Below are 12,415 nucleotides of genomic sequence, written 5' to 3'. Positions count from 1 at the left end.
CTCAAGGAAACCATGAACACAATGGTGGACCAGCTCAACGGATTCGCCTCCGAAGTGACGCGCGTGGCCCGTGAAGTGGGTACGGAAGGCAAGCTGGGCGGCCAGGCTGACGTGCAGGGGGTGGCTGGGACATGGAAGGATCTCACGGACAACGTGAACTCCATGGCCAACAACCTGACGGCGCAGGTGCGCAACATCGCCGGGGTGACCACTGCCGTGGCCCGTGGCGACCTTTCCCGGAAGATCACGGTGGACGTGAAGGGTGAGATCCTCGAACTCAAGGACACCATCAACACGATGGTGGACCAGCTCAACGCCTTCGCGTCCGAGGTGAGCCGCGTGGCGCGTGAAGTGGGCACGGAAGGGAAACTGGGTGGCCAGGCGCAGGTGCCGGGGGTGGCTGGCACGTGGAAGGATCTCACGGACAACGTGAACTCCATGGCGTCCAACCTCACCGCGCAGGTGCGCAACATTGCGGAGGTGACCATCGCCGTGGCCAACGGGGACCTTTCCAAGAAGATCACGGTGGACGTGCGGGGTGAGATCCTCGAACTCAAAGAAACCATCAACACGATGGTGGACCAGCTCAATGCCTTCGCTGCCGAGGTGAGCCGTGTGGCGCGTGAAGTGGGCACCGAAGGGAAGCTGGGAGGTCAGGCGCAGGTGCCGGGTGTGGCCGGGACGTGGAAGGATCTCACGGACAACGTGAACTCCATGGCATCCAACCTCACGGCGCAGGTGCGCAACATCGCTGACGTGGCCACGGCCATCGCGAAAGGCGACCTTTCCAGCAAAATCACGGTGGACGTGAAGGGGGAGATCCTCCAGCTCAAGGAGACCATGAACACCATGGTGGACCAGCTGAGCGCCTTTGCCTCAGAAGTGACGCGTGTGGCGCGTGAAGTGGGCACGGAAGGGAAGCTGGGTGGCCAGGCTGAAGTGCCCGGAGTGGCTGGGACGTGGAAGGACCTCACGGACAACGTGAACTCCATGGCCTCCAACCTCACCGGCCAGGTGCGTAACATTGCCGAGGTGACCATCGCCGTGGCCAACGGGGACCTTTCCCGCAAGATCACGGTGGACGTACGCGGGGAGATCCTCCAGCTCAAGGAAACGATCAACACCATGGTGGAGCAGCTCCGCTCCTTCGCCTCGGAGGTGACGCGTGTGGCCCGTGAGGTGGGCACGGAAGGCCGACTGGGCGTGCAGGCCGTGGTGCCGGGCGTGGCCGGGACGTGGAAGGACTTGACCGACTCCGTGAATGCCATGGGCGGTAACCTCACGGCCCAGGTGCGCAACATCGCTGAAGTGACCACGGCCGTGGCGCGTGGTGACCTTTCCCGCAAGATCACGGTGGACGTGAAGGGTGAGATCCTCGAACTCAAAAACACCATTAACACGATGGTGGACCAACTCAACGCCTTCGCCGCGGAAGTGACGCGCGTGGCCCGTGAAGTGGGCACGGAAGGGAAGCTGGGCGGCCAGGCCCGGGTGCCGGGGGTGGCGGGCACGTGGAAGGACTTGACCGACTCCGTGAACGTGATGGCGGCGAACCTGACCGACCAGGTGCGCGGCATCGTGAAAGTGGTGACTGCTGTGGCTGATGGCAACCTGCGCCAGAAGCTGACGGTGCAGGCCAAGGGGGAGGTGGCTGCTCTCGCGGAGACCATCAACAACATGACCGACACGCTAGCCACCTTTGCCGACCAGGTGACGAACGTGGCGCGTGAGGTGGGGGTGGAAGGACGACTGGGCGGCCAGGCCAACGTGCCTGGTGCAGCCGGGACGTGGAAGGACCTGACCGGCAACGTGAACCTGTTGGCGGCGAACCTGACCACCCAGGTGCGCGCCATCGCCGAGGTGGCGACCGCGGTGACCAAAGGGGACCTGACCCGCTCCATTCAGGTGGAGACCCGTGGGGAGGTGGCCCAGCTCAAGGACAACATCAACACGATGATCAACAACCTGCGCGAGACCACCGAGCGCAACCAGGAGCAGGACTGGCTGAAAACGAACGTGGCCAAGTTCACCCGCATGCTCCAGGGTCAGCGGGATCTCTTCACCGTCGGCCAGATGCTCTTGTCCGAGCTCGCTCCGCTTGTTTCCGCGCACCAGGGCACCATCTACCAGATGACAGGAGATGCCGGTCGCAATCTGCGCCTCCTGGCGGGATTCGCCACACCCAAGGGGCAGAGTGAACGTCTCGAACTGGGCGAGGGCCTGGTGGGGCAGTGCGCTCTGGAGCAGCAGCGCATCCTGCTCACGGATGTGCCCGCGCATTATTCCACGGTGCATTCCAGCCTCGGGCGGGCGCTTCCCGCGAACATCGTGGTGCTGCCCGTGTTGTTCGAAGGGGAGACCAAGGCGGTGATCGAGCTGGCGTCTCTGCACCGCTTCACTGCGGCGCATCTCAACTTCCTGGAGCAGCTCACTCAGTCCATCGGGGTGGTGTTGAACACCATCGAGGCCACCATGCGTACGGAGGGTCTCCTCCAGCAGAGCCAGCAGCTCACTGCTGAACTCCAGTCAGGCCAGAACGAACTCCAGCAGACGAACGAAGAGCTGGAACAAAAGGCGCAGGAGCTGGCCGAGCAGAACGCCGAGGTGGAGCGCAAAAACCGTGAAATCGAGCAGGCCCGTCGAGCCCTGGAAGACAAGGCCGCCGAGCTCGCGCTCACTTCCAAGTACAAGTCCGAGTTCCTGGCCAACATGTCTCATGAGTTGCGCACGCCGCTCAACTCCATCCTCATCCTGGGGCAGCAACTCGCCGAAAACGGCGGAGGCAATCTCAGCATCAGGCAGGTGGACTTTGCCCGCAACATCCACTCGGCGGGCTCGGATCTGCTCAACCTCATCAACGACATCCTGGACCTTTCCAAGATCGAGTCCGGGACCGTCTCGGTGGAATCGGAGGAAATTACCTTTGCCACCCTGCGGGATTCCGTGGAGCGCAACTTCCGCCACATTGCGGAGAATAAGAACCTGCCCTTCAGGCTGGATTTTGATCCCGGCCTGCCACGCCACTTCAGCACTGACCCCAAACGTCTCCAGCAGATTGTGAAGAACCTGCTGTCCAATGCGTTCAAGTTCACCTCCCAAGGCAGCGTAGGCCTGAAGGTGGGTCTTGCCTCGGAAGGGTGGAGTCCGGATCACCCGGTGCTCAGTCGAGTACCAAGCGTCATGAGTCTCGCCATCAAGGATACAGGCATCGGCATCGTGCCCGAGAAACAGCGCCTCATCTTCGAGGCCTTCCAGCAGGCGGACGCCGGCACATCGCGCAAGTACGGCGGCACCGGACTGGGGCTCGCCATCTCCCGCGAGCTGGCCACCCTGCTGGGCGGGGAGATCCGTCTCCAAAGTGTGGCCGGGGAGGGCAGTACCTTTACCCTCTACCTGCCTCTGGACTACGTCGGTCCAGCGGGCCGCAATGATGGAGAGTCCCGGCGGGACATGGTCAAACGCGCCGCTGGCCCGCTCAGTATTTCCTCACTCCGCAGTCAGGATGAGGACCAGATCGTGGATGATCGGGACCTCGTCCTGCCGGGGGACAACGTTCTGCTCATCGTCGAGGATGATGTGCACTATGCGCGCGTTCTGCTGGGGCTAGCGCGGGACAAGGGGTTCAAGGGGCTGGTGGCCACCCGTGGTCAGCAGGCGCTCGCCCTGGCCCGGCAGTACCAGGTCACCGCCATCACGCTGGATATCTTCCTGCCAGACATGCTGGGGTGGACGGTGCTGAACAACCTCAAGCTCGACCCCACCACCCGCCATATCCCGGTGCAGATCATCTCCCTGGATGAGGAGCGGCGTCATGGGCTCTCCCACGGTGCCTTCTCCTACATGGTGAAACCCGCTACCACGGATGATCTTGAGATGGCGTTTGACCGTATCAAGATCTTCTCCCAACCACGGATGAAGCGGTTGCTGGTGGTGGAGGACAACGAGATTGAGCGTGAGAGCATTGAGGAACTTCTGGGCGGCAAGGACATCCAGATCGTCACCGTGGGACGCGGAGGGGAAGCTCTGCGCCTGCTGCTGGACCAGCACTTCGACTGTGCGGTGCTGGATCTCCGCCTGCCGGACATGAGCGGGTTCGAGCTGCTCGAGACGATACAGAAGGAGCCCACCCTACAGGAGGTGCCCATCGTGGTCTACACCGGCAAGGACCTCTCGCCGGACGAGGAAAAACAGCTGCGTCAGGTGGCCAAGAGCGTGGTGTTGAAGGATGTGCAGTCGCCGGAGCGTTTGCTGGATGAAACCGCACTCTTCCTCCATCGCGTGATGACCGACCTGCCGGAAGCCAAACAAAAGATGATTGGCAGCCTCCATGAGTCCAATGAGGTGCTACATGGCCGGAAAGTGCTGGTGGTGGATGATGATGCCCGCAACATTTTTGCCCTCTCCATCCTCCTGGAAAACCATGACATGGAGGTCTTGAGCGTCACCAATGGCCGTCAGGCCGTAAAGCTTATTGAAGAGAATCCGGACCTCTCCATGGTGTTGATGGACATCATGATGCCGGAGATGGACGGCTACCAGACCATGCGCGAGATCCGCAAGAACCCTGACTTCCGCACCCTGCCCATCATCGCCCTCACGGCCAAGGCGATGAAAGGCGACCGGGAGAAGTGTCTGGAGGCTGGTGCCAGTGACTACATTGCCAAGCCGGTGAATACCGAGCAGCTTCTTTCACTCCTGCGTGTCTGGCTGCACCGCTGATGATGCCCCCCTGTGATGACTGACTCCCCTCTTTGATTATGGGCGACCCGATCAACATTCTCCTGGTGGATGACGACGAGCGGAACCTCGTGGTCCTGGAGACCATCCTCAGTTCGCAAGAACACCGTCTGCTCAAGGCGACCACTGCCAATCAGGCCCTCCTGGCCCTGGTGGAGAACGAGTGTGCCGCCATCGTCATGGATGTGAAGATGCCGGACATGAGCGGCATCGAGCTGGCCCAGCTCATCAAGCAACGCAAGAAGACCCAGCACATTCCCATCATCTTCCTCACGGCGCACTACTTCGAAGAGGAGCATGTGGTCATGGGCTATGGCGTCGGGGCGGTGGACTACATCACGAAGCCGGTCAATCCCACGATCCTGCGTTCCAAGATCAGCGTCTTTGTGGAGCTCTTCCGGAAGTCGGCGGAGCTCGCCCGCTTGAACCAGGAACTGGCGGTGAAGAATGCCGAACTGGAGCGCAGTGCGGAGGATCGGGCCCAGCGCATCCGGGCGGAAGCCGCGCGAGCAGAGGCTGAGGCGGCGAACCAGGCCAAGGACCGCTTCCTCGCCATGTTGTCTCATGAACTCCGGGCGCCGCTTTCCCCGGTGATTCATGCGGTGACCCTCATTGAGGAGGAGAATGAGTGCAGCCCCTCTGTGAAGGAGCTGCTGGACACCATCCGCCGCAACGTGAAGCTGGAGGCGCGCCTGATCGATGACCTGCTGGATGTCGCACGGATCCGCAGTGGCAAGCTGCAGCTTCATCCTGAGAATGTGGATGTGCACAATCTCGTGAGGCGGACAGTCCAGGTTTGTGAGCCAGAAGCCCGGGCGCGGGAGATCACTGTGCGCACCGATCTGCGAGCTGCGCAGGCCCAGGTGGTGGCGGACGGGTCGCGCATCCAGCAGATCGTGTACAATCTGCTGGGCAACGCCATCAAATACACGGGAAGGGGCGGGGAGGTGCTGCTCTCCACCCAGAATGATCCGACGGGGCGCTTGCTGGAAATCCGGGTGGAAGACTCCGGTATTGGGATCGAACCCGGGAAGCTGGAGAAGATTTTCGATGCCTTCGAGCAGGTGCATGGAGATCGCTCAACAGGTCTCGGCCTCGGGTTGGCGATCTGCCGGGTGCTGGTCGAGCTGCATGGGGGCAGCATTCGCGCCGCGAGTCGCGGCGCAGAGCAGGGGAGTGCTTTCACGGTCTCCCTGCCACTTCGGGCTGTTACCCTGCCTGAGACACCCGCCGCGCCGCATGCGTTGCAGGACACCACTCCCGCCTTGCGGTTGTTGCTAGTTGAGGATCATGAAGATACCGCCAACAGCTTGAAACGTCTTCTCCTAAGGAGGGGTTACCAGGTCACCTTGGCCACCAGTGTCGCGGGTGCTTCCGATGCCATGAGATCGGATCGCTTCGACGTGCTCATCAGCGACATCGGGCTGCCGGATGGGCAGGGCCTGGAGCTCATGGAGCCGTTTGTCGCCCTGGCTAAACCTCGAACCGTCGCCGGCATTGCCCTGAGTGGCTATGGCATGGCGGAGGATCTCCAGCGGAGTCAGTCGGCGGGATTTGCGTATCACCTGACCAAGCCGGTGGATGTGGCGGAACTCGAAAGCTGTCTCGTGGCCCTCTCTCCGCATCTCGCGGGGGCCTCCTAGACCGACTGGGTGCAAGTGTTGCAAATTGGACTGGGAAAATTCCAACCTTGTCCCGTTTAGGCCACTATGCCGGTCACGCTCGCTCCCTCCACCTCCCGTCGTCGTTTTCTTGCCCAGTCCGCCGCAGCTGTGTGCTTCGGCTGGTCTTCCCGCTTTCTCGGTGCCCAGTCCACGGCGGGTGCGGGTCACGTTTGGGCGCTTTTCTCAGACACGCATATCGATGCGGATCCGCTGGCGGTGTCCCGTGGAGTGACGATGACGGCCAACCTGAAGTCCTGCGTGGCCGAAGTCCTTGCCCGGGGCGAGCGTCCGTCAGGGCTCATCCTCAGTGGTGATTGTGCTCACCTAAAGGGGCTGAAGGCTGACTACCAGACGTTGAAACCGCTCCTTCAGCCCCTCGTAGAGGCCAGGCTGCCAGTGCACCTGTTGATGGGAAATCATGACGATCGCGTGGCCGTCACGGAGGTGCTGGATCGCCCTACCTCGCCAGCGGTGCCCAGTCGTTTTGTCTCTGTTCAGGAGACCCCGCTCGCCAACTGGTTCCTGCTCGACAGTTTGGACAAGGTGAACTCCACGCCAGGGGTTCTGGGGGGCGAGCAGCTTGCCTGGCTGGGCAAGGAACTCGATGCCCGGCCGGACAAGCCTGCCGTGATCGTTGTGCACCACAACATCACCCTTCAGGAGGCCAAAACCGATGCGCTGGTGGATTCGACCGCCCTGCTGGAGGTGCTGCGCCCCCGCAGGCAGGTGAAGGCTTGCATCTATGGGCACACCCATCGCTGGAGCATGACGCAAGATGAGACCGGCCTACACTTCATCAACCTCCCGCCGGTGGCCTATGTGTTTAAACAGGAGTTCCCCAATGGCTGGGTTCTCGCCACCTTGCAGCCGGATGCGATTCAACTGGAGCTCCGCGCCCTGGATGCAAATCATCCGCAGCATGGCGAGGTGAAGACGCTGAAATGGCGGGTGTAATGTCACGGAGGACGGCTGCTTGGTTGATAATTTCCGCTTGACATTTATTTGACGAGTGGGAAGTCGCGTGGATGAAACTTCAGTCAAACTGCTGGCGTTGTCTCCTAGCCTTGATCCTGCTCTGTCATGCCGCGGTGCCGGTCGTTGAGGCTCAGACGGACGGGCTTGCCGGAATTGCCTTGGTGCGGGACCGGCCCGGCCAGGCTGACGAGTTTGCCAAGGCCGTCCCCTTTCAACGAATGGGAGCGTATGCGGTGGTGACCAATTTTTATTCGGGGGCTTCCAATCCTCTGATTGTGGAGAATGTTCGTATCGCGCACGTGGTGATTTTTGACGATGTCGAGACCCGCGATTTGATTGATGATGCTGACAAGGGGTTCCTCCAACACAAACAGGACGAACTGAAACGGGTGAGCCAGAAGTTCCCTGCAGCCCGGTACGCGGTCAATCCCCTCTACCAGTCCCTTACCATCAGCCTCCAGAAGATGGCTGAAGGTCAGGTGCGTTTCCGAGGTGCCTGGATCTCAAGTCGAAGCTACGAAGGCCTGCTGGCCAAGCAGCGGGAGGATGCCGAGAAGGAGACTGCACGGGTCAAAGCTGCTGCGGACGACAGGAAGCAACGGGATGCCAACCTCACCTCGTCGCGACAGAACCTTGCTGCCCGCTGGTTGCTGAAAGATCACAAGAATTATGTGACCGATCTTGAAAAGCAACCTGCTGGTGGGTCGGCATCACTTGTGGTGTCAGAAGCACTCTCAACCGGAGCTCTGCTATTGCCAAAAACTCGCGCGGGTGAGGTTGCGCTCAAGGAGGGGGCCTCGCCCTCTTCCCCAGCTTTCCTTTTTGTGCGACAGCAGAATCGTTGCACATCCTTCCGTCTGGCTTTCACCATCGTTTACGAGGACCGGGAGATTGCGAACCCCGCTGAATTGCAGGCTGCGGTCAATATGTTGTCCCAACTGGATTCTGGCATGGCCAGTTGGCTGCCGATGGCAGTGGTGTCTGGGCAGACCAAACTGGTCCTCTTGAAAAACTCTTCCCGCAAAATGGAACAGGTGACCGTCAGCCGGGAGGTTGCGGCCATGACTTGTCTCGTGACTGTGACTCCTGAAACTGCCAATGAAGACGGGTCCGTATTTTCGGTCGTGTGCTTGACTGTCCGCTGAGCAATGCTGCTATGGAATACTACTATTTGAGCGCCACGGGTGAGACCGTCGGCCCCCTTCCAGAAAAAGGCATTCGAGGCCTCCGCCAGGCTGGTGTCATCACTGATGCGACCATGACGGCTGCTTCCGGTTCGGAGACCTGGCTCCCTTATGCTGCCCTCTTTCCTCCCGCGGCCAAGTCAAGGATGCCTGTTTTGTTTCTGATACTGGGAGGGATTGCCTTCCTGGCGTTCGGTCTGATCGCACTGATGGCCGTCGGTTACTTTGTTTATGGCCGGAGTCAAAAGGTTCCACCGAGCTCCGGAGAAGTGGCGAGCAACAAGGTGCCGAACGCAGCTCCCGCCAAGCCGATTGGGCCTCCGTCGCCCCAGCCCATTCAGGAGCCCCCCGCCCGTCCCAATCTGCCAGTACTGGTAAAAAGCGGAGATGTGAGTCCAGTGGCCCCTCCACCCGCCGAACCAGCGGTGGTGCAGGCCCCTAAACCGAAGGTTGCTGAGCCAATAGATCCCTTGGCAGAGTGGTATGACTTTGGCTACAACGCGGGCAAGATAGCCAAAAAGAATCTGAAGGCCTTTGGACAAGAGGCCGTAGCGACCCGTGCCCAGTTGTTTCAGTTGATCAAGAATCTTGGGGTGGAGGCCTCTGGTATAGGGGACAACGAAATGGGTTCCTGCCTTTCGGGGTACAAAGATGCCCTCGCTGGTCTCGATGCGTCCAAACGGGTGACCAAAGACCAGGCCTCCAGTTTCCTTCCGGAGAGGTTGCGAGGGTTTAACAAGTTTCCTGAGTCCTTGGCGATGGATGACAGCAATGATTTCGCTGCCCCAGCCCGTGCCTCTACAGTGATGATCCTGGCCAAACTGGACGAAGGACTGGGGCAGGGCTCAGGTTTCTTTGTGGCGCCAGGTATCATCGTCACCAACCGGCATGTTGTCGAAGGGGCCCGCCAACTGTTGGTGCTGATGCCTGACAAAAGTCAGGTGGCAGCCGAAGTCATCAAGGAATCGACCGCCATTGATGCCGCGGTGATCGCCATCAAGCGTACTGACCATCCAGTGCTAGCGTTTGCGTATTCCCAGGACGTAAAGACCGGGTCGATGGCTTGTGCGGTAGGCTTTCCTGAGTCATTCTCTCTGGCCAAGTTCAGTGGATCACTCGACAAAGGGGCTGCCATGCTCAATCTGTCTCCCACCAGCACCTATGGTCGGATCGGGGGGCGACAATTGTTCGAGGCTACGAAGTGCTTGCATCTGGACCTGAACATCAATCACGGCAACAGCGGTGGCCCGGTGGTGGATCAAAACTCGCAGGTCGTTGGCATCAGCACTTACGGGCTGGGTGATCTGAAGATTCAGGGTCTCAACTATGCTATCGAAGCAGATCTAGTGAAACAGTTCGTCCTTGAATCCGTGCCAGGAATCAATCTGAACTGACCATCGCCGATGCTCAGACCCCGGGCTGCTCAAATGGAGAGATGATGACCGGATAGTCTGTGAGCTGCCCGATCTGGATGCCATACAGCTTGCAGATGGCATCTGCCTCGGACTCCGGGTAGTCATCGCGATAGTAGATCTCCTTCACCCCGTAGGCGGCGAGCATCTGGGCGCAGCTCGTGCAGGGCTTCGTGGTGCAGGCCACCAGCTTCACGGTGCCGCGGGTGAAGAGGGAGCAGAGGTTCACCTCGGCGTGCAGCATGAACTTGCGTCGGATATCGCGATCCAGCCAGAACTCGTGGTCGGCGTTGAACCCCGGTGCCAACCCGTTGTAGGCGGTGCCAATCACCCGGTTGTCAAAGTCGAATGCCACCGCTCCCACTTTCCGGTAGGGGTCCTCAGACCGCAGGCTGGCCACATGGGCCAGGGCCATCGCGTACTCCGGGATGCTGATACGCGTCCGGGGCGGCGTCACGGTGGAGATGGAGGAAGCGTCGGACATGGCAAGGGGAGCTGGCTGCACAAATAATTTGAGTGATGAACGGGAATCGCCCGCTAGGTTCGCCGGATGATGCAAGCCTCGGGCCAAGAATGCCAGTCACAAATGCTACCTCCTGGGGGAAACTCCGCTGCCCGATGGCTGACCTGGATACTCGCTGGAGCCGCCCTCTTGTTTTGGGTTGGCGTCCTCACCACGGGGAAGGACTGGCGTGAGGCACTGCGAATCCTGGAAGGTGACGCGAAGGTGAAGTCGCAGGACCGGGTCATCGCCTACGCGCACTGGGGGTTGTACTGGGGGTGTCTGCTCAATGCCGTGCTGTGCACCGGGCTGGCCGCTACGGCACGTTGGTGGGCGGCGGCAGTGAGGCCGGGGCACGCGGTCAGTCTATCCAAGGTGTCTCGGACGGGATGGATCGCTTTGTTCGCCATTTTGATACTGGCGGGTACCGTGCGGTGGTTGCGTCTCGACCTGAGTCTCTACAATGACGAGGCGCACAATTTCCGGCGTTACTTCTCCGGCTACTTCCAGCAGCGGTCCGATGGCACCACCCGCTGGCGGGAACCCTCGTGGGGTGAAACGCTCTGGCTCAATCAGGTGGGGAACAACTCCACCCCATTCTCTGTCTCGGCCCGGCTGAGCCATGCCGCGGCGCTCCGCCTCACGGGGTCTCCCGTGGGGACGGTGCATGAGGTCGGGTTGCGTTTTCCCTCCTGGGTGGCAGGGCTCGGCACCTTGCTGGTGGTGTGGGCTCTGCTTCGTCGGTTGCTTCCGGACAGCGGAGCCAGCTGGTGGGGGATTCTGCTGCTCGGGCTGCATCCCTGGCATGTTCGATATTCGTCAGAGGCCAGGGGGTACTCCTTTATGATGCTCGGGGTGGCCCTCTGTCTCTACTTTGCTCTTCGGGCCTGGCAGGAGAATCGCTGGCGCTGGTGGGTGGCCATGGGGCTGGCGCAGTTCTTCGCCTTGTGGAGCTTTTCCGGGACACTCTACTATCTGGTCGCTTTCAACGGGCTCCTTTTAGTTGGCTGGATCTGGCGAATCATTCAGAGCCGCGAGGGGTTGGGGCAGCTTTCCGGCCCGCTCTTCGGGATGGTAGTGGGGGCTATGTGCGCCGTGCCGTTGCTCTTGCCCATGTTGCCCCAGTTGCTGAAGGCGCTACAGACCAATGTCAGCATTCACGGTCACATGGGCCTCGGTTGGTGGCAGGATCTGGCGGGGTGTTTGGTGGCTGGGGTTCGCTGGGTGGACTCTGATCCAGGGAATCCAGTGAACCTCGCGCTCGGACGTTTCCTGTCTCAGCAGCCCCTGCTTTGGGCGGGAGTGATCAGCTCGGGGTTGTTATTCCTCGTGGGGGCCATAGCGCTCACCCGGGTGGGGAGCATGGGCCGGATCATTCTCCTGGCAGGGCCTCTTGCGGTCGTGGGTGGGTGGTTCGCGATGGGGCGGCAGGGGAATTTCATCCACCTCTGGTACCTCCTCCACATTCTGCCAGGCTGGTGTGTGGTGCTTGCCGCTGCGGACCCATCTGGTAAAGCACCTGTTTGGAAACGAGGGATCGTCGGTTTCCTCCTGACCGTTCTTCTGGCGGGTTGGCTCTGGATGGATCTCCGCTTCCATCTCCTCGGAAAAGAAGATCTTCGTGGCGTCGCTCAGGCCATTCCTGCCGGGGCATTCCATGTGGCGGCCTATTCCGACGTCAATATCTATGATCGTGGGGTGACTATCATTGAGCAGACCTCAGAATTGGATCCTTTGATTGCCCGCGCTCGTCAAGAAAATCGCGTTTTCTGCATCAGCTTCAGTCGAAAAGTGGCTGATCCTGAATTTGAAAAAATGTTCCACCGCATCGAGCAGGGAGGGGAATTTGAAAAAATAGCGACCCTCTGGGGCCAGGAAGAAGGGCAGTTTACTCACTATTTGTATAAATTGCGGTAAATGAGCATTGACTGATCTGTTCTT

General features: G+C 60.4%; 7 protein-coding genes. 6 read left to right on the top strand and 1 reads right to left on the bottom strand.

Annotated elements, in window-relative coordinates; genetic code table 11:
• From BV106_RS30975 to BV106_RS30955, 5 genes are all read left to right on the top strand, one after another.
• Window positions 1-4,719 (top strand): HAMP domain-containing protein (locus BV106_RS30975; RefSeq protein WP_038171387.1); only part of this gene is annotated, 4,719 nt, incomplete at its 5' end.
• A 38-nt stretch (window positions 4,720-4,757) separates the two neighbouring features.
• Window positions 4,758-6,380 carry a response regulator gene (locus BV106_RS30970; protein WP_038171374.1) on the top strand — a complete coding sequence of 541 codons (1,623 nt, stop codon included), beginning with the start codon at window positions 4,758-4,760 and terminating at the stop codon, window positions 6,378-6,380.
• A gap of 66 nt (window positions 6,381-6,446) precedes the next feature.
• The gene (locus BV106_RS30965) at window positions 6,447-7,355 is read left to right on the top strand and encodes a metallophosphoesterase (RefSeq protein WP_051946600.1); all 909 of its coding nucleotides are present in this window, start codon (window positions 6,447-6,449) and stop codon (window positions 7,353-7,355) included.
• 71 nt (window positions 7,356-7,426) lie between these two features.
• Window positions 7,427-8,521: a hypothetical protein gene (locus tag BV106_RS30960; RefSeq protein ID WP_265596256.1), complete on the top strand. Its 1,095-nt coding sequence runs from the start codon at window positions 7,427-7,429 to the stop codon at window positions 8,519-8,521.
• A gap of 11 nt (window positions 8,522-8,532) precedes the next feature.
• On the top strand, window positions 8,533-9,954 hold the full coding sequence (locus BV106_RS30955) for a S1C family serine protease (protein WP_038171372.1): 1,422 nt from the start codon (window positions 8,533-8,535) through the stop codon (window positions 9,952-9,954).
• Window positions 9,955-9,967: 13 nt separating this feature from the next.
• On the opposite strand, the gene BV106_RS30950 is transcribed toward BV106_RS30955, so the two are convergent.
• On the bottom strand, window positions 9,968-10,456 hold the full coding sequence (locus tag BV106_RS30950) for a deoxycytidylate deaminase (protein WP_038171371.1): 489 nt from the start codon (window positions 10,454-10,456) through the stop codon (window positions 9,968-9,970).
• A 102-nt stretch (window positions 10,457-10,558) separates the two neighbouring features.
• Here BV106_RS30950 and BV106_RS30945 point away from each other — a divergent pair, with 102 nt between their 5' ends.
• A complete protein-coding gene (locus tag BV106_RS30945) occupies window positions 10,559-12,391 on the top strand; it encodes a glycosyltransferase family 39 protein (RefSeq protein WP_265596255.1) in 1,833 nt (610 codons plus the stop codon).
• Window positions 12,392-12,415: the final 24 nt, after the last annotated feature.

The sequence above is a fragment of the Verrucomicrobium sp. BvORR106 genome (assembly GCF_000739655.1).
Taxonomy (GTDB): domain Bacteria; phylum Verrucomicrobiota; class Verrucomicrobiia; order Verrucomicrobiales; family Verrucomicrobiaceae; genus Verrucomicrobium.
This window is presented reverse-complemented; position numbering and strand designations above follow the sequence as displayed.

Coding starts and splice junctions, on each gene's coding strand:
- BV106_RS30955 (WP_038171372.1), top strand. CDS start 8,533: ATGGAATACTACTATTTGAGCGCCACGGGTGAGACCGTCGGCCCCCTT.
- BV106_RS30960 (WP_265596256.1), top strand. CDS start 7,427: ATGAAACTTCAGTCAAACTGCTGGCGTTGTCTCCTAGCCTTGATCCTG.
- BV106_RS30950 (WP_038171371.1), bottom strand. CDS start 10,456: ATGTCCGACGCTTCCTCCATCTCCACCGTGACGCCGCCCCGGACGCGT.
- BV106_RS30945 (WP_265596255.1), top strand. CDS start 10,559: ATGCTACCTCCTGGGGGAAACTCCGCTGCCCGATGGCTGACCTGGATA.
- BV106_RS30970 (WP_038171374.1), top strand. CDS start 4,758: ATGGGCGACCCGATCAACATTCTCCTGGTGGATGACGACGAGCGGAAC.
- BV106_RS30965 (WP_051946600.1), top strand. CDS start 6,447: ATGCCGGTCACGCTCGCTCCCTCCACCTCCCGTCGTCGTTTTCTTGCC.